Origin of the sequence: Streptomyces sp. Edi2, from assembly GCF_040253635.1 — a bacterium.
Taxonomy (GTDB): Bacteria; Actinomycetota; Actinomycetes; order Streptomycetales; family Streptomycetaceae; genus Streptomyces.
The window spans coordinates 3400151-3423527 of sequence record NZ_JBEJGX010000003.1 but is presented as its reverse complement, the minus strand read 5'-3'; the positions used below and the strand labels follow the sequence as shown (position 1 = coordinate 3423527).

16 protein-coding genes are annotated in these 23377 nt (G+C 71.0%); 11 read left to right on the top strand and 5 right to left on the bottom strand.

Going from position 1 to position 23377, the window contains the following annotated elements:
• The first annotated feature begins 1 nt into the window (after position 1).
• The 5 genes from mtrB to ABR737_RS18340 all read left to right on the top strand — a co-directional run bounded on the left by mtrB (position 2) and on the right by ABR737_RS18340 (position 7026).
• Complete coding sequence (gene mtrB / locus ABR737_RS18360; RefSeq protein ID WP_502964338.1) at positions 2-2116, top strand: MtrAB system histidine kinase MtrB; 2115 nt, start codon at positions 2-4, stop codon at positions 2114-2116.
• Positions 2106-3989 carry an LpqB family beta-propeller domain-containing protein gene (locus tag ABR737_RS18355; RefSeq protein ID WP_350251242.1) on the top strand — a complete coding sequence of 628 codons (1884 nt, stop codon included), beginning with the start codon at positions 2106-2108 and terminating at the stop codon, positions 3987-3989. The genes mtrB and ABR737_RS18355 overlap by 11 nt, the downstream gene beginning before the upstream one ends.
• A 336-nt stretch (positions 3990-4325) precedes the next feature.
• A complete protein-coding gene (locus ABR737_RS18350) occupies positions 4326-5054 on the top strand; it encodes a ComF family protein (RefSeq protein ID WP_350251241.1) in 729 nt (242 codons plus the stop codon).
• A 293-nt stretch (positions 5055-5347) separates the two neighbouring features.
• On the top strand, positions 5348-6037 hold the full coding sequence (gene hpf, locus ABR737_RS18345; protein WP_129296074.1) for a ribosome hibernation-promoting factor, HPF/YfiA family: 690 nt from the start codon (positions 5348-5350) through the stop codon (positions 6035-6037).
• A gap of 230 nt (positions 6038-6267) precedes the next feature.
• Positions 6268-7026, top strand: a complete 759-nt coding sequence (locus ABR737_RS18340) for a response regulator (RefSeq protein WP_350251240.1) — start codon at positions 6268-6270, stop codon at positions 7024-7026.
• 124 nt (positions 7027-7150) lie between these two features.
• Here the strand turns inward: ABR737_RS18340 and ABR737_RS18335 are convergent, their stop codons facing one another.
• Both ABR737_RS18335 and ABR737_RS18330 read right to left on the bottom strand, forming a co-directional pair.
• Positions 7151-8377 (bottom strand): winged helix-turn-helix domain-containing protein, encoded by a 1227-nt coding sequence (locus tag ABR737_RS18335; protein WP_350251239.1) that lies wholly within the window; start codon positions 8375-8377, stop codon positions 7151-7153.
• A gap of 170 nt (positions 8378-8547) precedes the next feature.
• Positions 8548-9207: a GNAT family N-acetyltransferase gene (locus tag ABR737_RS18330; protein ID WP_350251238.1), complete on the bottom strand. Its 660-nt coding sequence runs from the start codon at positions 9205-9207 to the stop codon at positions 8548-8550.
• Between the two features lie 252 nt (positions 9208-9459).
• Between ABR737_RS18330 and secA the strand changes: the two genes are divergently transcribed.
• Positions 9460-12285 carry a preprotein translocase subunit SecA gene (gene secA, locus ABR737_RS18325; protein WP_350251237.1) on the top strand — a complete coding sequence of 942 codons (2826 nt, stop codon included), beginning with the start codon at positions 9460-9462 and terminating at the stop codon, positions 12283-12285.
• A 167-nt stretch (positions 12286-12452) separates the two neighbouring features.
• Here the strand turns inward: secA and ABR737_RS18320 are convergent, their stop codons facing one another.
• Entirely contained in the window at positions 12453-13445 is a 993-nt protein-coding gene (locus tag ABR737_RS18320; protein ID WP_350251236.1) for an Rv3235 family protein, read from the bottom strand.
• Positions 13446-13742: 297 nt separating this feature from the next.
• Between ABR737_RS18320 and ABR737_RS18315 the strand changes: the two genes are divergently transcribed.
• From ABR737_RS18315 to ABR737_RS18305, 3 genes are all read left to right on the top strand, one after another.
• On the top strand, positions 13743-14249 hold the full coding sequence (locus ABR737_RS18315) for a DUF6912 family protein (RefSeq protein WP_350251235.1): 507 nt from the start codon (positions 13743-13745) through the stop codon (positions 14247-14249).
• A 93-nt stretch (positions 14250-14342) separates the two neighbouring features.
• Positions 14343-15005, top strand: a complete 663-nt coding sequence (locus ABR737_RS18310) for an HAD family hydrolase (RefSeq protein ID WP_350251234.1) — start codon at positions 14343-14345, stop codon at positions 15003-15005.
• 454 nt (positions 15006-15459) lie between these two features.
• Complete coding sequence (locus ABR737_RS18305; RefSeq protein WP_350251233.1) at positions 15460-20415, top strand: NAD-glutamate dehydrogenase; 4956 nt, start codon at positions 15460-15462, stop codon at positions 20413-20415.
• A gap of 71 nt (positions 20416-20486) precedes the next feature.
• Here the strand turns inward: ABR737_RS18305 and ABR737_RS18300 are convergent, their stop codons facing one another.
• Together ABR737_RS18300 and ABR737_RS18295 are read right to left on the bottom strand one after the other, a co-directional pair.
• Positions 20487-21284, bottom strand: a complete 798-nt coding sequence (locus ABR737_RS18300) for an ABC transporter ATP-binding protein (RefSeq protein ID WP_350251232.1) — start codon at positions 21282-21284, stop codon at positions 20487-20489.
• 31 nt (positions 21285-21315) lie between these two features.
• Positions 21316-22251: an ABC transporter permease gene (locus ABR737_RS18295; protein ID WP_350251231.1), complete on the bottom strand. Its 936-nt coding sequence runs from the start codon at positions 22249-22251 to the stop codon at positions 21316-21318.
• Positions 22252-22397: 146 nt separating this feature from the next.
• Here ABR737_RS18295 and ABR737_RS18290 point away from each other — a divergent pair, with 146 nt between their 5' ends.
• Together ABR737_RS18290 and ABR737_RS18285 are read left to right on the top strand one after the other, a co-directional pair.
• Positions 22398-23021 carry a TetR/AcrR family transcriptional regulator gene (locus ABR737_RS18290; protein WP_350251230.1) on the top strand — a complete coding sequence of 208 codons (624 nt, stop codon included), beginning with the start codon at positions 22398-22400 and terminating at the stop codon, positions 23019-23021.
• 224 nt (positions 23022-23245) lie between these two features.
• The gene (locus tag ABR737_RS18285) at positions 23246-23368 is read left to right on the top strand and encodes a hypothetical protein (protein WP_350251229.1); all 123 of its coding nucleotides are present in this window, start codon (positions 23246-23248) and stop codon (positions 23366-23368) included.
• Positions 23369-23377: the final 9 nt, after the last annotated feature.

Sequence of the window (23377 nt, the reverse complement as noted above, 5' to 3'; positions counted from 1 at the left end):
GATGACCCGGGACGGTTCGGCCCCGGAGGGAAAGCGGGGGCGCACCGTCGACCCGGTGGGCGATATGTCCTTTTCGGCGAAGGTGTCCGCCTGGCTGCTGCGCGGGGGGCAGCTACTGCCCGACGGCGCGGTGAGCGGGCCGGTGCATCCTCTGCTCCGGCTCTTCAGCCGCTGGGTGCGGCGGCCGCTGCTGCCCGCCCTGCGGCTGTGGCGGCGCAATATCCAGCTGCGCGTGGTGGCGACCACGCTCCTGATGTCGCTGGCCGTGGTGCTGCTGCTCGGTGTCGTGGTCGTCGGCCAGGTCCGTAACGGCCTGCTCACGGCCAAGGCGCAGGCCGCGCAGAGCCAGGCCGTGGGCGGCTTCAGCGTCGCCCAGAAGATGGCCGACGGCGCCGACGACACCCGGCCCGACGACACCGCGCGCACCGGCAACCGCGGCACCCAGGACTCCGCGACCTGGCTGACCGGCCTGGTCGAACAGCTCGCCAGCGGCGGGCAGGGCGTCTTCTCCGTCGTGGCGCTCAGCTCCGATTCCGACGAACCGTTCGGTGACTCCAGCCCCGGTACCCGCGGTCCGCGCGCCTCCGGCGATGTCGATCCCGAGCGGAGCGTGCCCCCCGAGCTGCGGCGGAAGCTGGAGACCAAATCCGGCACGTTCCGCCAGTACACCGAGATCAAGCGCATCGGGTCGGACGACGGCCTGCCGGCGCTGATCATCGGCAAGCGGCTCAACGATGTGAACAGCAACCAGTACCAGCTCTACTACCTCTTCCCGTTCAGCCAGGAAGAGGAATCGCTCAAGCTGGTGACGGGGACGCTGGCGACGGCCGGGGTGTTCGTCGTGATCCTGCTCGGCGCGATCGCCTGGCTGGTGGTGCGGCAGGTCGTCACGCCCGTACGGATGGCCGCGGGGATCTCCGAGCGGCTGGCCGCCGGTCTCCTCCAGGAACGGATGAAGGTCACCGGCGAGGACGACATCGCCCGGCTCGGCGAGTCCTTCAACAAGATGGCGCAGAACCTCCAGGTCAAGATCCAGCAGCTGGAGGAGCTCTCGCGGATGCAGCGCCGCTTCGTCTCCGACGTCTCGCATGAGCTGCGTACGCCGCTGACGACCGTACGGATGGCGGCCGATGTCATCCACGAGGTGCGGGACGAGTTCGACCCCGCCACCGCGCGCTCCGCCGAGCTGCTGCGCGGCCAGCTCGACCGTTTTGAATCCCTGCTCGCGGAGCTGCTGGAGATCAGCCGGTTCGACGCCGGGGCGGCCGCGCTGGAGGCCGAGCCGATCGATCTGCGCGATGTGGTGCACCGCGTCATCGAGGGGGCCGAACCGCTCGCCGAGCGCAAGGGCACCCGGATAGTGGTGCGCGGCGCCGAGCAGCCGGTGATCGTCGAGGCGGACACCCGCCGGGTGGAGCGCATACTGCGCAATCTCGTCGTCAACGCCGTCGAGCACGGCGAGGGCCGCGAGGTGGTCGTGCGGCTGGCGTCCGCGGGCAGCCCGAGCGGCGGTGCGGTGGCCGTCGCGGTGCGTGACTACGGTGTCGGCCTCAAGCCCGGCGAGGCCGCCCGGGTCTTCAACCGTTTCTGGCGTGCGGACCCGGCCCGGGCCCGTACGACCGGCGGTACGGGGCTGGGCCTGTCCATCGCCGTCGAGGACGCCCGGCTGCACGGCGGCTGGCTGCAGGCATGGGGCGAGCCGGGCGGTGGCTCGCAGTTCCGGCTGACGCTGCCCCGTACGGCGGGTGAGACGCTGCGCGGATCCCCGATCCCCCTGGAGCCGGAGGACTCGCGGCGCAACAGCGGACTGGACGAGACGGGTCAGCCGCGGGCCGGGGCGGCACGCAAGACGTCCACCATCCCGGTGCAGACGCGTGCGTCACAAGCGGCTGACACCGCAGTCTCCGCCCTGGAGCCGAAGGTGTCCTGGCCGGCGGCCGACCCGACGGCGCTGCCCGGCAACGGTGCCCGTGTGGTGCCGCACAACGGGGGCGCAGGGCGCGACGAGGCGGCGCACGGCGAGAGTGCGCGCACCGACGAGCCGGCCGATGAGGGCCGGGACGAGCAGGAAGCCGAACGGGGCGTGGATCGGGAAGGCGGGCTGCGTGGACACTGAGCGCGGAGGCGGGCACGGGGCGCGGACCGGGTCCCGTACGCGCGCCCGCAGGGGAGCCGGGCCGGCGCGGACCTTCCTGCTGCTGGGCTGTGCGGCGGCGCTGCTGGCCGGGTGTGCGTCGATGCCCGACGGCGGGGACGTCACCTCGGTCGACCAGTCGCCGCGCTCCGAAGGCGAGTCGCAGGTGCGGGTCTACGGAGTCCCGCCGCAGGACGGTGCGCAGCCGACCAACATCGTCCGCAGCTTCCTCGATGCCACGACCAGCGACGAGGCGGATTTCCGTACGGCCACCCAGTATCTGGCCAAATCGGCGAAGCGGACCTGGCGGCCGTTCCAGGTCACCAATGTGCTCCAGGAGCGCCCGAAGCCCGAGCCGAAGTCGCTGCCCAACCGGGAGGACTCGAACGGCTACACGGTCACCCTGTCCGGCAGCCAGGTGGCGGCGGTGGACGACAGTCACGCCTACACCCCCGAGGAGAAGCCCTACCGCCAGACGATCCACCTCATCAAGGAGGACGGGCAGTGGCGGATCGACCGGCTGCCCAACGGGCTGGTGCTCGGGCTGTCGGACTTCCAGCGCATCTATCGCTCCGTCAACAAGTACTACTTCGCGTCCTACAACTCCGAGTCGGGGGAGCCGAAGGCGAACCGGAACGTGCTCGTCGCGGACCCCGTCTATCTGCGGCAGCGAATAAAACCGATCACGGCCAGCGTGGAGGCGCTGCTGTCCGGGCCCACCGACTGGCTGAACCACGTGACGACCTCGGCCTTCCCGACCGGCACCCGGCTGGCCGCGCACGACCTGGCGCTGGACGACTCCAACGCGCTGCGGGTCAAGCTCAGCAAGGACGCGGTGAACACCGACAGCACCCAGTGCAAGCAGATGGCGGCTCAGCTCTTCTTCACCGTCCAGGACATGACGCGGGCTTCGAAGATCAGCGAGGTGGAGCTCCAGGACAACAGCGGCAACTCGCTGTGTTCGCTGTCCCAGGAGCAGGCCGAGCAGGACTTCGCCCCGTCCCCGGGCGCCGGGCGTTCCGGCAAGGAGTACTTCATCGACGCCGACCACAAGGTCGTCGGCATGTCGGACTCCGCGACCGAACCGACGCCGGTGCGCGGGCCGTTCGGCACCGGCAATACCCCGCTGCGCTCGGTCGCCATCTCGCGCGGCGAGGACACGGCGGCGGGTGTGTCGGACGACGGCCGGTCGCTGTATGTGGCCCCGTTGGAGGACGGCATCGGGCGTGGTGATCCGCTGCTGACCAGTACGGGTTCGGCCAAGAACCCCGACAGGGGGCTGACGGCGCCGAGCTGGGACGGTCTGGGGGATCTGTGGATCGCGGACCGCGATGCGCACGGTTCACGGCTGCTGCGGCTGCGTGAGGGCAAGAGCGCCCCCGAAAAGGTCGCGGTGCCCGGTCTCGGCGACCGCCGGATCAAGGCGATCAAGGTGGCCGCTGACGGTATCCGGATCGCGGTCCTGGTGGAGGACAAGGGCCGTACGACACTCCAGTTGGGCCGGGTCGAGCGCGACGGGAGTTCGGCGCATCCCGAGCTTTCGGTGCAGGAACTGCGGCCGATCGCACCGCAGTTGGAGGATGTGGTGGCCGCATCCTGGGCGGGCGGCAGCCGGTTGGTGGTCGTCGGGCGGGAGTCCGGCGGAGTCCAGCAGATGCAGTTCATGGAGACCGACGGTTCGGCGTCCAATGCGCAGACCCTGCCCGGCGTCAACGGTGTCATCGCGGTGGCGGCCTCGGAGGACGAGACCCGCCCGTTGATCGCCGATGCCACGGAGGGCATTGTGCGGCTGCCTCCGGACGCGAACTGGAAGACGGTGGCGAAGGACGGGACGGCGCCGGTCTATCCCGGGTGAGCGGGGCCCGGGGCCACGGGCCCCATGACCCGTGATCGGTGACCGTGAGCCGTGGACGGTGACGGGCGGTCGGGCGACGCGGAGGAGTGGCGTCTGCCCGGTGCCGATGGCGGTCCGCCATGTCTCCGTCCCGGGTCGGGACGTGCGAGGGGTACGGGCTACCGCGAGCGGCCGGTGCCTGCTGACCCCACAGGCCCACAGGGCGCAGACCCGTAGGCCCACAGACCGGCAGGCCGCAGATCCCGCAGACCCTGCAGATCCCGCCGTTCGGCGCCCCCTCGGCCATGGTTATCCACAGGGGTGGTGGCCGCGCCCGGACGGCGGGACAGTGGAGTCATGCAGGGGGTGTGGCGCGAACTGGCAGGTCTGGTGCTGCCGGTCGACTGCGCGGGGTGCGGCCGGCCGCGTACGGAGCTGTGTGCGGAGTGTCGCCGGAGGCTTGCGCGGGACGGACGCGGGGCGCAGCGGGTGCGCCCGTGGCCGAGCCCGGCGGGGCTGCCCCGGGTGTGGGCGGGGGCGCCCTACGCCGACGAGGTGCGGGCGGTGCTGCTGGCCCACAAGGAGCGAGGTGCCCTGCGGCTGGCCGGGCCGCTGGGGGCGGTGCTGGCCGGGGCCGTGCGAGGGCTGGGAGTGGGGGCCGGCCCCCAGCTGCTGGTGCCGGTGCCCTCGGCCCGGAGGGCGGTGGCCGGGCGGGGCCATGATCCGGTGCGCAGGATGGCGCTGAGGGCGGCCGGAGAGCTGCGGCGGGCGGGCGTGGGAGCCCGGGTGCTCGATGTGCTGCGACAGCGTCGCACGGTATCCGACCAGGCGGGACTGAGCGCCCGCCAGCGGCTGGCGAATGTCGCCGGTGCACTGGAGGTGCCGGGCCCTGCCGCGAGGCTGCTGGCGGGGCGGCCAGTGGTGCTGGTGGACGACCTGGTGACCACGGGGGCCACCCTCGCCGAGGCGGCCAGGGCGGTCAGGGCGGCCGCCGGCCGGGTGACCGGGGCCGCGGTCGTGGCGGCACCCCGCAGCGCCTTCACCGCCGGCCGTGAAGCGAGGGAGTCACTACCACGTGGCAGATAGGCGAGGAGGAAAAGTCACCCAAATGGAGCCGAGGGCTCCGAGGGGGTGCCGACATCCGTCCGGGAGAGCTATGTTCGGTTGTGAGGACTTGGCGAGTGTTTTGCCTCGAATGTCGTGATGGGTGCGTTCAGGGGTGTTTGCGGCGACCCTGAAAACGGGGGAGTGGAGAGCCGGTCGTCGGGGGAGGAGGAGGTGAAAGTCGCCAAGTCCGAGGCTTCGGCAACCACCGGAGCCTGGTGCAAGAAGGAATTGCTCCGCCTGATGAGCGGAGCGATCCGGGAACGGAGTTCTGCGTGGACATCGTCGTCAAGGGCCGCAAGACAGAGGTGCCCGAGCGGTTCCGCAAGCACGTGGCCGAGAAGCTGAAGCTGGACAAAGTCCAGAAGCTCGACGCCAAGGTGATCAGCCTGGACGTCGAGGTGTCCAAGGAGCCAAACCCGCGGCAGGCCGACCGTTCCGACCGGGTGGAGATCACGCTCCACTCCCGTGGCCCGGTGGTCCGGGCCGAGGCCGCCGCGGCCGATGCGTACGCCGCGCTGGATCTGGCCACCGCGAAGCTCGAGGCGCGTCTGCGCAAGCAGCACGACAAGCGCTACTCGCGTCGCGGCAACGGCCGCATCCCGGCGAGTGAGGTCGCTGTCAGCGTGCCGGATGCCGCGAGCCTGAACACCAACGGCGAACTGGCCGCCGCCGAGGCCGGCCAGACGGTGCCGACCACGAAGATGGGATGTATCGACGTCCAGGGCGAAGGACCCCTGGTCGTCCGCGAGAAGACCCATTCGGCCGCGCCGATGCTGCTCGACCAGGCGCTCAACGAAATGGAGTTGGTCGGGCACGACTTCTACCTCTTCGTCGACGCCGACACCAAGCTGCCGAGCGTCGTCTACCGCCGGCACGCCTACGACTACGGAGTCATTCACCTGAACCCCGACTTGTTCGGGGAGGAGGAGCCCGGCGGCGCAGGCGGCGCGCTGGGTGGCTGAACCCCACTCGCTCGGTGCCCCCGGCGCACGCCGGGGGCACCATCGTGCCCGGAGGGGGCAAGAGTTGAAGCCGTATAGTGTTTGTGCCGACCAGGGAGTATGTGGACACGTAACGGCGACGTGCCGGGGAGGCGGTCGTATGGCATCGATCGGGCCGGCAGGGGGCTGTTGTCAACCAGCCTTATTTCCAAGCTCTGGCCTCACGGCCGAGTAGTTGACGGGGAGGACCCATGGGGGACAGTTTCGGGCCTGTGCGCGGCACCGCGGATGACCACAGCGGTGCCGGGGGTGACGACGAGGCCGGCCGGGCCGTGAGCATGCCGCGCAAGGAGCCGATCAGGGTCCTGGTCGTGGACGACCATGCACTCTTCCGGCGGGGGCTGGAGATCGTGCTGGCCCAGGAAGAGGACATCCAGGTCGTCGGCGAGGCGGGGGACGGTGCGGAGGCGGTCGACAAGGCCGCGGACCTGCTGCCCGACATCGTGCTGATGGACGTACGGATGCCCAAACGCGGCGGCATCGAGGCGTGCACCTCCCTCAAGGAGGTGGCCCCCAGCGCAAAGATCATCATGCTGACGATCAGCGACGAAGAGGCCGATCTCTACGACGCGATCAAGGCCGGCGCCACCGGCTACCTCCTCAAGGAGATCTCCACCGACGAGGTGGCGACCGCGATCCGCGCCGTGGCGGACGGCCAGTCGCAGATCAGTCCGTCGATGGCGTCCAAGCTCCTGACGGAGTTCAAGTCGATGATCCAGCGTACGGACGAGCGCAGGCTGGTGCCCGCGCCCCGGCTCACCGACCGTGAGCTGGAGGTCCTCAAGCTGGTCGCCACGGGCATGAACAACCGCGATATCGCCAAGGAACTCTTCATCTCCGAGAACACGGTGAAGAACCACGTCCGCAACATCCTGGAGAAGCTGCAGTTGCACTCCCGGATGGAAGCGGTGGTGTACGCGATGCGGGAGAAGATCCTCGAGATCCGGTGAGCCGGTCGGCCCTGATCCGGTGACCTGGGGAGCCGGTCGGCCGTGTCAGTCGGCCCGGTGAGCGCGGCCTTGGCGCCCGCCGGGTGACCGGGGGCGGGCGAGCCCCCGCAGTCACCGGCCGGTGCTACTGGTCACCCGTACGGGTGAGTTCCGCGCGCAGTGCGGTGGTCAGCTTCGGATCGTCGCAGCGCTCCACACGTATCTCATCGCAGCCGACCCAGGTGGCGGCTTCCCGAAGGGCCCGGGCCATCGGGGCGACGGCCTTGGAGTCCTGCATCGAGACCTGGCGGGCGACGAGGGTGGTGCCCTCACGCGCCGGGTCCACCCGGCCCACCAGCCGGCCGCCCGCCAGCAGGGGCATCGCGAAATAGCCGTGAACCCGCCGGGGACGCGGGACGTATGCCTCCAGCCGGTGCGTGAAGCCGAAGATCCGCTCCGTGCGCGGCCGGTCCCAGATCAGGGAGTCGAAAGGCGAGAGCAGGGTGGTGCGGTGCCGGCCGCGGGGCGGAGCGGCCAGCGCGGCAGGGTCGGCCCAGGCGGGCTTGCCCCAGCCCTCCACCTCGACCGGGACCAGACCGGAGTCGGCAACCACGGCATCGACCTGCTTGGCCTTCAGCCGGTGGTAGTCCGCGAGGTCGGCGCGCGTGGCCACCCCCATGGCGGAACCGGCCTGGGCGACCAGGCGGCGCAGGCAGGCGGCGTCGTCCAGATCGTCGTGGAGCAGGGCGTCCGGGACGGCGCGCTCGGCGAGGTCGTAGACGCGCTTCCAGGCGCGGCGCCGGGTACAGACCACCTCGCCGGTGTCCAGCAGCCACTCCACCGCGATCTTGGTCTCGGACCAGTCCCACCACTCCCCGCCCGTGCGCCCGCCGCCCAGCTCCGAGGTGGTCAGCGGGCCCTCGGCCTTGAGGCGGTCCAGGACGGCTGCACAGGAGCGCGCGGAGTCCTCCATGACATGCCAGCGGTAGCCCTTGGCACGGCGGGCGCGGCGGCGGAAGGCGAAGTGCGGCCACTCCTCGATGGGCAGGATGCAGGCGGCGTGCGACCAGTATTCGAAGCTGTGGGGCCGTGCAGCGGGCGCGGAAGAGGATGCGCTCCAGTAGGCGGACTCGACGGCGGGGCGGCCGACGGCGCCGAGGCGGGCGTAGGGCACCAGCTCATGGGAGCGGGCCAGCACCGAGATCGTGTCCAGCTGCACCGCGCCCAGATGCCGCAGGACCCCGCGCACCCCGGCCCGGCGGTCCGGCGCGCCCACCAGCCCCTGGGCCCGCAGCGCCATGCGCCGGGCGTCGTCGCGGGACAGGGCGGTCACAGGCTGCGGCAGAGGCGGTGGCTGCGTCACGGCGGTCATGCGGCACAGCGTAGGGGCGGGCACTGACAACGGCCCCGGGCACGGGAATCGCTGCTGGTGGCGGCGTTCCCACGCCCGGCCGGAGCCGGGACCGTAGTGGCGCGGCGGACCGCCCGGGCCGGGGCGCGCAGCTCGTCGCCCGGCCGGGGCAGGGCAGCCGCGGCCGGCCGTCAGCCGGGGTAGGGCAGATACGGGGTCGTGTCCGGGCGGCGGGTGCCGGCTCGGCCGGCCGATGCGGACTCCCCGGCCAGGTCGGACTCAACGGCCAGGCCGGGCTCCCCGGCCAGGTCGGACGGGAGCAGGGAGCCGATCCAGACGTCCCGGCGGGTGCCCTCGCGCACCGTCTTGGCGCGCAGCGTGCCCTCCATATGGAAGCCGAGCTTGCGGGCCACCGCCCGGGAGCCTTCGTTCCCGGCCTCCGCATGCCACTCCAGGCGCTCCACCCCCAGGTCGTCGAAGCCCCAGCGCACCACGGCGCGGGCCGCCTCGACGGTGCGGCCGCGGCCGCGGTGCCCCTTGGCGGTCCAGTAGCCCAGCTCGGCCTGCCGCTCGGGGGTGTGCAGCCGGGCGAGGCGTACCAGGCCCATCGCGCCCACCAGGGAGCCGTCCACCCGGGAGACGACGGCGAAGTGGTACGTGGTGTCGTCGCGCCAGCCCTCGGGGACGACCGTACCGACGAAATGCTCCGCGTCCTCGATGCCGTACGGTGACGGGACACCCGTCCAGCGCGGAATATCGGGCTCCTGGCACGCGGCATGCACCGCGGGCGCGTCGGAGGGCTCGAAGGGACGCAGCACAAGGCGCTCGGTGGCGAGGGTGACGGGCTTCATGACGTGAGTCTGCAAGGTGGCATGCAGCGCGGCGAAGGGTTTTCCGCGCGATTCCCGGCACCTGCCCGGCACCTTCTCGCGGCCTCGTGCGTTCACGCTGGGGAGGGGGCAGCGGGGTTCGCTGCGGCGGACCTCCCGGCCCGGCAGCGTCCTCCTTTACGATGGCCGTTGCGGCGGGGCCTGCCCCCTTGGAAAAATGCCGCGCCCGCGCACTCGACCGTGCAGGCCCGACCGGCAAGGAGACCAGCCCAAGTGTCCGTCTTGACGAAGATCATGCGTGCAGGCGAAGGAAAGATCCTGCGCAAACTGCACCGCATCGCGGGCCAGGTCAACTCCATCGAGGAGGACTTCGCGGCGCTCTCCGACGCGGAGCTGCGCGCCCTCACGGATGAGTACAAGGAGCGCTACGCCGACGGCGAGAGCCTCGACGATCTGCTGCCCGAGGCGTTCGCCACGGTCCGTGAGGCCGCCCGGCGGGTACTCGGCCAGCGCCCCTACGACGTCCAGCTGATGGGTGGCGCAGCCCTTCACATGGGGTACGTCGCCGAGATGAAGACCGGTGAGGGCAAGACCCTGGTCGGCACCCTCCCGACGTATCTCAACGCGCTGTCCGGCAAGGGCGTCCACCTGATCACGGTGAACGACTACCTGGCCGAGCGCGACTCGGAGATGATGGGCCGGATCCACAAGTTCCTGGGCCTGACCGTCGGTTGCATCCTCGCCGACATGACGCCGGCCCAGCGCCGTGAGCAGTACAACTGCGACATCACCTACGGCACGAACAACGAGTTCGGCTTCGACTACCTGCGTGACAACATGGCATGGTCGCAGGACGAACTCGTCCAGCGGGGCCATAACTTCGCGGTGGTCGACGAGGTCGACTCGATCCTCGTCGACGAGGCCCGTACGCCGCTGATCATCTCCGGCCCGGCGGACTCGGCCACCAAGTGGTACGGCGACTTCGCCAAGTTGGTGCGCCGCCTGAAGCGGGGCGAGGCCGCCAACCCCCAGCGCGGCGTGGAGGAGACCGGCGACTACGACGTCGACGAGAAGAAGCGCACCGTCGGCATCCACGAGTCCGGTGTCAGCAAGGTCGAGGACTGGCTGGGTATCGACAACCTGTACGAGTCGGTGAACACCCCGCTCGTCGGTTACCTCAACAACGCGATCAAGGCCAAGGAGCTCTTCAAGAACGACAAGGACTACGTCGTCATCGACGGCGAAGTCATGATCGTCGACGAGCACACCGGCCGTATCCTCGCCGGCCGCCGCTACAACGAGGGCATGCACCAGGCCATCGAGGCGAAGGAAGGGGTGGAGATCAAGGACGAGAACCAGACCCTCGCCACAATCACCCTGCAGAACTTCTTCCGCCTCTACGACAAGCTCTCCGGCATGACCGGTACGGCCATGACCGAGGCCGCCGAGTTCCACCAGATCTACAAGCTCGGCGTCGTCCCGATCCCGACGAACCGCCCGATGGTCCGTATGGACCAGGCGGACCTGATCTACCGCACCGAGACCGCGAAGTTCGACGCGGTCGTCGAGGACATCGTCGAGAAGCACGGGAAGGGCCAGCCGATCCTGGTCGGCACCACCTCGGTCGAGAAGTCCGAATACCTCTCCCAGCAGCTCAACAAGCGCGGTGTCGCCCACGAGGTGCTGAACGCCAAGCAGCACGACCGTGAGGCGCCGATCATCGCGCAGGCCGGCCGCAAGGGCGCCGTGACGGTCGCCACGAACATGGCCGGCCGTGGTACGGACATCAAGCTCGGCGGCAACCCCGACGACCTGGCCGAGGCGGAGCTGCGCCAGCGTGGCATGGACCCGGTCGAGCACGTCGAGGAGTGGGCGGCCGCGCTGCCCGCCGCCCTGGAGCGCGCCGAGGCCGCGGTCAAGGCGGAGTTCGAGGAGGTCAAGGAGCTCGGCGGGCTCTACGTCCTGGGCACCGAGCGGCACGAGTCGCGGCGCATCGACAACCAGCTGCGCGGCCGCTCCGGCCGTCAGGGCGACCCCGGCGAGTCGCGGTTCTACCTCTCCCTGGGCGACGACCTGATGCGGCTGTTCAAGGCGCAGATGGTCGAGCGGGTCATGGCGATGGCCAACGTCCCCGACGACGTGCCGATCGAGAACAAGATGGTGACGCGGGCGATCGCCTCCGCCCAGTCGCAGGTCGAGCAGCAGAACTTCGAGACGCGGAAGAACGTCCTGAAGTACGACGAGGTGCTCAACCGCCAGCGTGAGGTCATCTACGGCGAGCGCCGCCGCGTCCTGGAGGGCGAGGACCTGCAGGAGCAGATCACGCACTTCATGGAGGACACCATCGACGCCTACATCCAGGCGGAGACGGTCGAGGGCTTCGCCGAGGAGTGGGACCTGGACCGCCTGTGGGGCGCGTTCAAGCAGCTCTACCCGGTCAAGGTGACGGTCGAGGAGCTGGAGGACGAGGCCGGCGACCGCGCGGGCCTCACCTCCGAGTTCATCGGCGACGCCGTCAAGGACGACATCCACGCGCAGTACGCCGCCCGCGAGGAGCAACTGGGCTCGGACATCATGCGGGAGCTGGAGCGCCGGGTCGTGCTGTCCGTACTGGACCGCAAGTGGCGTGAACACCTCTACGAGATGGACTACCTCCAGGAGGGCATCGGCCTGCGGGCGATGGCCCAGAAGGACCCGCTGGTCGAGTACCAGCGCGAGGGCTTCGACATGTTCACCGCGATGATGGAGGGCATCAAGGAGGAGTCCGTCGGCTACCTGTTCAACCTGGAGGTCCAGGTCGAGCAGCAGGTCGAGGAGGTCCCGGTGGAGGAGGCGGCGGAGCCGGCCTCGCTGGAGAAGCAGGAGGCGGTGCCCGCGGGTGCGGGGCGTCCGGAGATCCACGCCAAGGGCCTGGAGGCGCCGCAGCGGCCGGACCGGCTGCACTTCTCCGCCCCCAAGGTGGACGGCGACGGCAGTGTCATCGAGGGCGACTTCATCAGCGACGAGGAGGCGGTGCCGGCCCGTTCCGAGGCGGACGGTCTGACCCGCGCCGAGCGGCGCAAGGCCCAGAAGAGCGCCGGGCGTCGCCGCAAGAAGTGAGCTAGGAGGCGGCCCGGGCATCTGGTGCCCCGGCCGTGAGAACAAGGGCGCCCCGGCCGGAGAACGGCCGGGGCGCCCTTGCGTTGCCGGGCAGGTCCGCTGTCGCGCGGGTCCGCTGCCGGGCAGGTCTGCTGCCGGGCAGGGCGTCCGCTGCGTCGCCGGGCAGGTCAGGAGGCCGGGCCGCGGAGTGCCGGGGACGGGCCGATGTCGAGGGCGGCGCAGCGCCACCGGGAGTCGGCGCCCAGCTCCAGCCGGAAGGCCAGGGCCCGCAGCCGCCCGTCCGCCGCGATCCGGGCGAAGGCCTCGATGACGCCGCGGCGCGGCCGGCACAGTCCGCAGTCGCGCACGGTGGGGGCCTCGCCGCGCCGGCCGGACGCCGTGACCGGCCGCAGCGGCGCCTGCGGGGCGAGCTCCGCCAGCCGGTCGTACGCGGCGGGCAGGGCATGCCCCAGCAGGGCGTGGACGGGGCGCTGTCCGCTGAGCGCGAGCACCAGCTGATGGGCGAACCAGTGATGCGGCCGGCTCTCGTGCGCCCTGCGCCGCGCCGCGGCGCTCGGCAGGGGGACACCGGCCGCGTTCACGGGCGTGGACGGGGCGGAGGTGCCGGACCGCCGGCTCGCGGCGGCGGCCAGGGCTGCGGAGCGGCCGGGGTGCGGGGCGCCGCGGGTGGGGCCGCGGCCGGCGGAGCCGGGGCCGCGACGCCCCGGACCGGTGCCACGGGCGGGCGAGCCGGGGCCGCTCCCTGCGGGGCCGAGGGGACGGCGGTCGGCGGTGCCGAGGGGACGGCGGTCGGCAGGGGAGCGGCCGTCGGCGGGCGAGCGGCGGGGCCGGGGGACGGTGGGGGCCGTCTCCGGTGTGCCGGCGGGGCGGGGGCGAGGACCGCCGTCGTCGCCCGGGGTGCCGGTGGAGGGCGTGGACGCGATGCCGGCAGGGGGCGCGGGCGTGGTGCCGGCGGGCGGAACAGGCGTGGAGTCTGAGGGGCGAGGGGGCTGAATGGGCCGAGGAGGCCGGGCGGACCGAGGGGACCGAGGGGACCGAGGGGACGCCGTGGGCCGCTCGGCGGGCTCGCTGCCCGCGGCTGTGGCGGCCGTAGCGGCTGCGGTGAGTGTGGTGACCGTGACGGATGTGCTGTGCGCCGTGGTGCCGTTCGTGCCGGTCATGCTGGTGATCGCCCCCGTTGTGCCGGGCCCGTGAATTACTGGGCGGTAGCTTTCTTGGTGGGGAACTTCGTATCGGCGCGGTCGGGGCGGCAGCAAGGCGCGAGGGGACCGCGGCGAAGGGTGCGAAGAGTTCACCCGTCCGTGGTGCGGGCCTGCGGCCAGGCCTCGGGAGCGGGGTGGAAGCCGGGCGCCGGGCGGGTGGCCCGGGGGGTGCCGGGGCGGCACGATGGGGGACTCGCGCCCGTATGCTGGCGGGACAATCTTCGGAGTCGAGCGAATCGAGCGGAAGCGGCTGCCATGCGCGTCTATGTCCCCCTGACCCTTTCCGGTCTCGCAGAGGCGCACAAGAACGGCGAACTGGGCCCCGGCCCCCTGGACGCGTACGCCGTCACGCCCGCGCTGCGCGAGTGGTACGTCTCGGACGACATCGAGGAGCTGGAGTACGCCGCGCTGAACCGCGCCGCGCAGGCCTCGCTGCGGCTGCTCGCCGGGCACCCGGACCTCGCGCGCCGGCGCGTGGTGGTGGCCGTGGACGTGGCGGACGGCGCCGCGGTGGCGGATCCGGACCGGGGCCTCGACCCGTCGGCGCTGGGCGAGGTGCGGGTCGCCGGGCCGGTGCCGTTGTCGAAGGCCGCCGCGGTGCATGTGGATGCCGCGGACGCGGAGGCGGACATCGCGGCGGCCGCCGCGGCGCTCGGCGCGGCCGACCAGGGCGATGACGATGCGCAGTTCACGGTGGACGGTGCGGAGGACCACGACCTGATGTGGTTCGGGGTGCAGGAGATCCCGCATCTGATCGGGTGAGCGGCGGCCTGTCCGCGGAGCCGGCCGCGTTGTCAGTGGCGGCGGGTACTTTTTCTTCAGGGGAAACGCACGGGGAACGACGTGGGGGACCACATGGGGAAGCACGCGACACACATCGTCTGGGACTGGAACGGCACCCTGTTCCACGACATCGACGCCGTCATCGGGGCGACGAACTCCGCCTTCGCGGAGATCGGGCTGGAGCCGATCACCCTCGAGACGTACCGGGACCTGTACTGCGTGCCCGTGCCGCGGTTCTACGAGCGGCTGATGGGACGCCTGCCGACGGACGCCGAGTGGCTGGTGATGGACGAGGCGTTCCACCGCCACTACAGCACGCACCGCCTGGGCTGTGAGCTCGCCGAGGGCGTGGACATGCTCCTCGAGGGGTGGCAGACGGCCGGACGCAGCCAGTCGATCCTGAGCATGTACGGGCACGACGAGCTGCTGCCGATCGTGCGTGACTTCGGGATCGAGTCGCGGTTCGTGCTGGTGGAAGGCAGGACCGGGCCGTCCGGGGGCAGCAAGAGCGCACACATGGTGCGGCATCTGGCGGCGATGGAGGGCGTGGATCCGGCGCGCACGGTGGTGATCGGTGACGCCGTGGATGATGCCGTGGCCGCGCGGGACGCGGGCGCCCATGCGGTGCTCTACACGGGCGGCTCCCACAGCCGGGCGAGCCTGGCGGCCGCCGCGGTGCCGGTGGTGGACACGCTCGCCGAGGCGGTCGAGCTGGCGGGCGGTATAGCCGTCTAGGCTGCCGGGCCGCGGTGTGGGCGGGCAGGTGTCTCGTGCGCCGCTCCTGCGGGCGGCCGCCGGGCCGGTGTGGTGCACGACACCACGCACATGCCACCGCGCCGCGCCGTTGTCCAGAAGGGCCAAGTTCGGGCCGTGGTTTTGTACGCACACGGCCCATGACGGCACCCGTGTGGGGAGCGATAGCCTTGCACCGTGATCAGCGCGATAACCCGCGGGGGCATCGAGGCCCCTGCCGTGCGCCCGGGGCACCACCGTGACCGGGCGGCCGCTGGTCCTTGCGGCCAACACTCGCCGTCGACTTCGTCAAGAACTGTCGATAACGGCACGGCCCTCTCTCATCGCGGCATAGCGTCGACAGCGACAGGACACCTCGCGTCGCGGCGGCGTTGTGCGGCTTCCATCACGTTCTTCCACAACGTCACGCAACGGCGCGCGACAGGAGCCAGAGGACATGCAGACCAAGCTGGACGAAGCCAAGACCGAGCTGCTCGCCAGGGCCGCCCGGGTCGTAGAGAGCAGCCCTGCCGGGGGTAAGCACCCGGTACGGGGGCTCGACCCGGACACCCTTGCGGGATACCTCCAGCGCTACTACCTGCACACCGCGCCCGAGGACCTGACCGGCCGCGACCCGGTCGACGTCTTCGGCGCCGCGCTCTCCCACTACCGCCTCGCGGAGATGCGTCCTCAGGGCACCGCGAACGTCCGGGTGCACACCCCGACGGTCGAGGAGAACGGCTGGACCTGCAGCCACTCCGTCGTCGAGGTCGTCACCGACGACATGCCGTTCCTGGTCGACTCGGTCACCAACGAGCTCTCCCGGCAGGGCCGCGGCATCCATGTCGTGATCCACCCGCAGGTGATCGTCCGCCGTGATGTCACCGGCAAGCTCATCGAGGTCTTCGACTCCAGCTGCGACGCGCACAGCAGGAACGGCAAGGGCGCGAAGCTGCCGCACGACGCGGTCACCGAGTCCTGGATCCATGTCGAGATGGACCGCGAGACCGACCGCGAGGATCTGCAGCAGATCACCGCGGACCTGCTGCGGGTGCTGTCCGACGTCCGCGAGGCCGTCGAGGACTGGGAGAAGATGCGCGCCGCCGCCGGCCGCATCGCCGACGAGCTGCCCGCCGAGCCGATCGCCGACGATCTGCGCGGCGAGGACATCGAGGAGGCCCAGGAGCTGCTGCGGTGGCTGTCCGCCGACCACTTCACCTTCCTCGGCTACCGCGAGTACGAGCTGGCGTCGGTGCCCGGTGAGGGCGGCGTCGACGAGGACGTGCTGACCGCGGTGCCCGGCACCGGCCTGGGCATCCTGCGCGCCGACCCGCCGCACCACGAGAGCGCCGACGGCCACCCCGTCTCGCCGTCCTTCAACCGGCTGCCCGCGGACGCCCGCGCCAAGGCCCGTGAGCACAAGCTGCTCATCCTGACCAAGGCCAACAGCCGCGCCACCGTCCACCGCCCCTCCTACCTCGACTACGTCGGCGTCAAGAAGTTCGACGCCGAGGGCAATGTCATCGGTGAGCGGCGCTTCCTGGGCCTGTTCTCCTCGGCCGCGTACACCGAGTCCGTGCGCCGGGTCCCGGTCATCCGCCGCAAGGTCGCCGAGGTGCTGGAGGGCGCCGGGTTCAGCCCCGACAGCCACGACGGCCGCGACCTGCTGCAGATCCTGGAGACCTACCCGCGCGACGAGCTGTTCCAGACGCCCGTCGACGAGCTGCGGTCCATCGCCACCAGCGTCCTCTACCTGCAAGAACGCCGCCGGCTGCGGCTCTACCTCCGCCAGGACGAGTACGGCCGCTACTACTCCGCGCTGGTCTACCTCCCGCGCGACCGCTACACCACCGCGGTGCGGCTGCGCCTGATCGACATCCTCAAGGAAGAGCTCGGCGGCACCAGCGTCGACTTCACCGCCTGGAACACCGAGTCGGTCCTCTCCCGGCTGCACTTTGTCATCCGGGTCGAGCCCGGCGCCAGCCTTCCCGAGCTCACCGACGCCGCCGCGGACCGCCTCGAAAGCCGGCTGGTGGAAGCCGCCCGCTCGTGGGCCGACGGCTTCGGCGAGGCGCTGAACGCCGAGGTCGGCGAGGAGCGCGCGGCCGAGCTGCTGCGCCGCTACGGCCACGCCTTCCCCGAGGGCTACAAGGCCGACAACAGCCCGCGCAGCGCCGTCGCCGACCTCCAGCACCTGGAGAAGCTCACCGGTGAGCCGGGCAAGAACTTCTCGGTCAGCCTCTACGAGCCGGTCGGCGCGGGCCCCGGCGAGCGCCGCTTCAAGATCTACCGCAGGGGCGAGCCGGTCTCGCTGTCGCGGGTGCTGCCCGGCCTGAACCGCCTGGGCGTCGAGGTCGTCGACGAGCGCCCGCACGAGCTGCGCTGCGCCGACTCCACCATCGCCTGGATCTACGACTTCGGGCTGCGGATGCCCGAGCACGTCAAGGGCGACGACGCCCGCGAGCGTTTCCAGGACGCGTTCACCGCGGTGTGGACCGGCGCGGCCGAGAGCGACAACTTCAACACGCTGGTGCTGCGGGCGGGCCTCAACTGGCGCCAGGCGATGGTCCTGCGGGCCTACGCCAAGTACCTGCGGCAGGCCGGTGCGACCTTCAGCCAGACGTACATGGAGGACACCCTCTCCAACAACGTCCACACCACCCGGCTGCTGGTCTCCCTCTTCGAGGCGCGGATGTCCCCCGGCCGGCAGCGGGCCGGCACCGAGCTGACGGACGGGCTGCTGGAGGAGCTGGACGGCGCGCTCGACCAGGTCGCCTCCCTGGACGAGGACCGGATCCTGCGCTCCTTCCTCACCGTCATCAAGGCGACGCTGCGCACCAACCACTACCAGAAGGACAGCGAGGGCCGGCCGCACGCCTACCTGTCCATGAAGCTGGACCCGCAGGCCATCCCCGACCTGCCGGCGCCCCGCCCGGCGTACGAGATCTGGGTGTACTCCCCGAAGGTCGAGGGCGTCCACCTCCGGTTCGGCAAGGTCGCGCGCGGTGGTCTGCGCTGGTCGGACCGCCGGGAGGACTTCCGTACGGAGATCCTGGGCCTGGTCAAGGCGCAGATGGTCAAGAACACCGTCATCGTGCCGGTCGGCGCCAAGGGCGGCTTCGTCGGCAAGCAGCTGCCGGACCCCTCGCAGGACCGGGACGCCTGGCTGGCCGAGGGCATCGCCTGCTACAAGACCTTCATCTCCGGTCTGCTGGACATCACCGACAACCTCGTCGGCGGCGAGGTCGTCCACCCGCAGAACGTCGTCCGGCACGACGAGGACGACACCTACCTGGTCGTCGCCGCCGACAAGGGCACCGCGACGTTCTCCGACATCGCCAACGAGGTCGCCGAGTCGTACGGCTTCTGGCTCGGTGACGCCTTCGCCTCCGGCGGCAGCGCCGGCTACGACCACAAGGGCATGGGTATCACCGCCCGCGGCGCCTGGGAGTCGGTCGAGCGCCACTTCCGCGAGCTGGACCACGACACCCAGACCGAGGACTTCACCACGGTCGGCGTCGGCGACATGTCCGGTGACGTCTTCGGCAACGGCATGCTGCTCAGCGAGCACATCCGGCTGGTCGCCGCCTTCGACCACCGGCACATCTTCATCGACCCGAACCCGGACGCGGCGACCTCGTACGCCGAACGCCGCCGGCTCTTCGAGCTGCCCCGCTCCTCCTGGGCGGACTACAACACCGAGCTGCTGTCCCAGGGCGGCGGCATCCACCCGCGCTCGGCCAAGTCCATCCAGATCAACGCGCAGGTGCGGGCCGCCCTCGGCATCGACGCCGGGATCAAGAAGATGACGCCCGCCGACCTGATGCGGGCCATCCTCAAGGCGCCGGTCGACCTGCTGTGGAACGGCGGCATCGGGACGTATGTGAAGTCCTCGGTGGAGACCGACGCCGATGTGGGCGACAAGTCCAACGACGCCATCCGGGTCAACGGCGAGGACCTGCGGGTCAAGGTCGTCGGCGAGGGCGGCAACCTGGGCCTGACCCAGCTGGGCCGGATCGAGTTCGCCACGGCCGGCGGCAAGATCAACACCGACGCGATCGACAACAGCGCCGGCGTGGACACCTCCGACCACGAGGTGAACATCAAGATCCTGCTCAACTCCGTGGTCGCGAACGGCGACATGACGGTCAAGCAGCGCAACAAGCTGCTGGCCGAGATGACCGACGAGGTCGGCGCGCTGGTGCTGCGCAACAACTACGCGCAGAACACCGCACTGGCACTGGCCCTCGCCCAGTCCTCCAGCATGCTCAACGCCCAGCAGCGCTTCATGCGCCGCCTGGTGCGCGACGGCGACCTCGACCGGGCGCTGGAGTTCCTGCCCACCGACCGGCAGATCCGTGAGCGGCTGAACTCCGGGCGCGGACTGACCCAGCCCGAGACCGCGGTGCTCCTGGCCTACACCAAGATCACGGTCGCCGAGGCGCTGATCCAGACCGGGCTGCCGGACGACCCCTACCTCCAGCGGCTGCTGCACGCCTACTTCCCCTCGGCGCTGCACGAGCGCTTCGCCGAGCAGGTCGACGGGCATGCGCTGCGCCGCGAGATCGTCACGACGGTGCTGGTCAACGACACCGTCAACACCGGCGGTACGAGCTTCCTGCACCGGATGCGGGAGGAGACCGGGGCCTCCCTCGAAGAGGTCGTGCGGGCGCACACCGCAGCCCGTACGATCTTCGGGCTGAACCAGGTCTGGGACGACGTCGAAGCGCTCGACAATGTCGTCGCGGCCGATGTCCAGACCCGGATCCGGCTGCACTCGCGGCGGCTGGTCGAGCGCGGCACCCGCTGGCTGCTCAACAACCGCCCGCAGCCGCTGGAGCTGTCGGAGACCATCGGCTTCTTCGCCGAGCGGGTCGCCGGGCTCTGGAAGGAGCTGCCGAACCTGCTGCAGGGCAGCGACCTGGAGTGGTTCCAGACGATCCTGGACGAGCTGACCGCCGCGGGCGTGCCCGAGGCGCTGGCGGTCCAGGTGTCCGGCTTCTCGTCGGTCTTCCCGGCGCTGGACATCGTCGCCGTCGCCGACCGGATGGGCAAGGAGCCGCTGGATGTCGCCGAGGTCTACTACGACCTGGGCGAGCGGCTGCGGATCAACCAGCTCCTCGACCGCATCCTGGAGCTGCCGCGCAACGACCGCTGGCAGTCGATGGCCCGCGCCTCGATCCGCGAGGACCTCTTCGCGGCCCATGCGGCGCTGACCGCGGATGTGCTGTCGGAGGGCAACGGCACCTCGACGCCGGAGCAGCGGTTCAAGGCCTGGGAGCAGGCCAACGCGGCGATCCTCAGCCGTGCCCGGGCGACGCTGGAGGAGATCTACGGCTCGGAGGGGTTCGACCTGGCGAACCTGTCCGTGGCCATGCGGACGATGCGGACGCTGCTGCGCACCCACAGCTGACGCCACCACCGCGTCGGACGGCCCCGGAAGCCCAGGCTTCCGGGGCCGTCCCCGTTCCTGCGGACACCGCCCTAGCGGTGGGCCTCGTAGGCCTTGATGACCTCGTCCGTGGGGCCGTCCATCAGCAGCTCGCCGTGTTCGAGCCACAGGGTCCGGTCGCAGGTGTCGCGGATGGAGTTGTTGTTGTGGCTGACCAGGAAGACGGTGCCGGCCTCCTTGCGCAGTTCGCGGATGCGGGCCTCGGAGCGCTTCTGGAAGCTGCGGTCGCCGGTGGCCAGGGCCTCGTCGATCATCAGCACGTCGTGGTCCTTGGCCGCGGCGATGGAGAACCGCAGCCGGGCCGCCATCCCGGAGGAGTAGGTGCGCATCGGCAGCGAGATGAAGTCGCCCTTCTCGTTGATGCCGGAGAAGTCGACGATGCCGTCGTAGCGCTCGCGGACCTGTTCGCGGCTCATGCCCATGGCCAGGCCGCCCAGCAGGACGTTCTTCTCGCCGGTCAGGTCGTTCATCAGGGCCGCGTTCACGCCCAGCAGCGAGGGCTGGCCGTGGGTGTAGACCTTGCCGCGCTCGGCGGGCAGCAGCCCGGCCACCGCCTTGAGCAGCGTCGACTTGCCCGAGCCGTTGGAGCCGATCAGGCCGATCGACTCGCCCCGGTAGGCGGTGAAGGAGACGCCCTTGACCGCGTGCACCTCGCGCACACCCGACGAGGGCTTGCGGCGGACGATGCGGTTCAGCGCCGCGGTGGCACTGCCCTTGCCGGCGCCGGTGCCGTAGACCCGGTAGACGATGTGCAGATCGTCCGCGATCACCGTCGGGATACGGGCCTCGGCGGCCTCGGCCGGCCGGGTGCCGTTCGTGGGCTCGGCCATGTCCCCGCCGTTCCTCTGTTCCGTCATGACCTCAGCCACGTCCGTACCGCTCCTCTGCCTTCCAGAAGTACACAAAGCCCACGACGCCGGCCAGCAGGGCCCAGCCGGCCGCGAACGCCCAGACGTGCGGGGGAAGCTGGTTCGCCTTGAAGCTGTCGATCAGGGCGAAGCGCATCAGGTCGATGTAGACCGCGGCGGGGTTGCCGTTCAGCAGCATCACCACGAACTGCGGGAGGTGCTTGCCCTGGATGATCAGGTTGATGCTGAACATGACGCCGGAGGCGTACATCCACGTCCGCATGATGAAGGGCATCAGCTGCGCCAGGTCCGGCGTCTTCGCCCCCATCCGCGCCATGACCATCGCCAGGCCGGTGTTGAAGACGAACTGCAGCGTCAGCGCCGGTACGACCAGCAGCCACGACCAGGTCGGGACCTGCCCGAAGCACAGCAGGATGACCCCGAGCACGCCCATGGAGTACAGCAGCTGCTGGAGCTGCGCCAGGCAGAACGAGATCGGCAGGCAGGCCCGCGGGAAGTGCAGCGCCCGCACCAGGCCGAGGTTGCCGGAGATCGCCCTCGTGCCGGCCATCACCGAGTTCTGCAGGAAGGTGAAGACGAAGACCCCGGTCACCAGGAACGGGACGAAGTCGGGGACGCCCCTCTTGGTGCCGATCAGCACGCCGAAGATCAAGTAGTAGACGGCCGCGTTGAGCAGCGGGGTCAGGACCTGCCAGAGCTGGCCCAGCTTGGCGGTGGTGTACATCGCGGTGAGCTTGGCGCTGGCGAACGAGGTGATGAAGTGCCGCCGGTGCCACAGCTGGCGGGTGTACTCCGGCAGCGAGGGGCGGGCGCCGCTGACCGTGAGGCCGTGGCGTTCGGCCAGCGTGCGCAGCTCGGGGTCGGGAGAGGCGCCGGAGGCGGGCGCCGGGGTGGGCGCCGTTGCCGGGGGTGCGAGGGTCTGGGGCATGGAGGAGGCCGCTTTCGCTTGCGTACGGGGGCGGGGGAACGAGAACGGGGCCATACGACGGAACGGGGCCGTATCGTCGCGACGTCGACACTAAAGGGAGCTCACGTCGAAACGCAACCGTAGCGTCGTGACGCTATGCTCGAGGCATGGCACAAGACGGCAGCGGGAACGACTCCGCGGCGGCGCGCCGGACCCCGGCAGGCGCCGCCGTGCTACGCGAGGACAAGACCGAGGCGATCCGTGCCGCGGTCTTCGAGGAGCTTGCCGCGGTGGGCTTCGCCCGGATGTCGATCGAGGGCATCGCGCGGCGGGCGGGGGTGGGCAAGACCGCCGTCTACCGGCGGTGGCGCTCCAAGCTGCACCTCGTGCTCGATGTGGTCTCCGCGGTGGCCGCGGCGGGGATGCCCACGCCGGACACCGGCTCGCTGTCCGGCGACGTACGGATGCTGCTGGAGGTCGCGGCCCGGGCGCTGCGGCACCCGATGGCCTCGCAGATCATTCCGGACCTGCTGGCGGAGGCGGCCCGCAGCCCCGAGCTGGCGAGTGCGCTCAAGGCCGCGCTGCACGACAGTCAGGAGGGCGTCGCCGCGGCGATGGTGGCGCGCGCCGTCGAGCGCGGGGAGATCCCGGCCGGAGCGGACGGGCGGCTGGCCCTGGATCTGCTGACCGGGCCGCTGTACTGGCGGTTGCTGGTCGTCCGCGACGAGGTGCCCAAGGGGTATCTCGACGCGCTGGCGGCCTCGGTGGTTGCGGCGCTCGGGGCGGAGTGAGGGCGGGGCGTCGGCGGGTGGTCGGCGGGCCGGGCGTTGACGGGCAGGGCGCCGGCGGCTGGGTTGCCGGTTGGTTGTCGGCGGGCCCTTAGGGCGGGGGCGAACGGATCCCGTAGGGGGTGCGAGGGCCCCTTCGGGCCACAACGAGGCGGAGTGGGGCGGGTATTCCCCGGGGCGCGGCCCTTCCCGGGGCGGCGCTTCCGGGGGAGCGGACGCAGGCGCGGATGCTTGCGTCGCAGTCGCAGTCGCAGTCGCAGTCGCGGGTGCGGGTGCGGGTGCGGGTGCGGGTGCGGGTGCGTGCGTCGTCGGAAAGTTCCGGGGTGCTCGTCATGAATCTGGTCAAGTAGGGAGTTTCG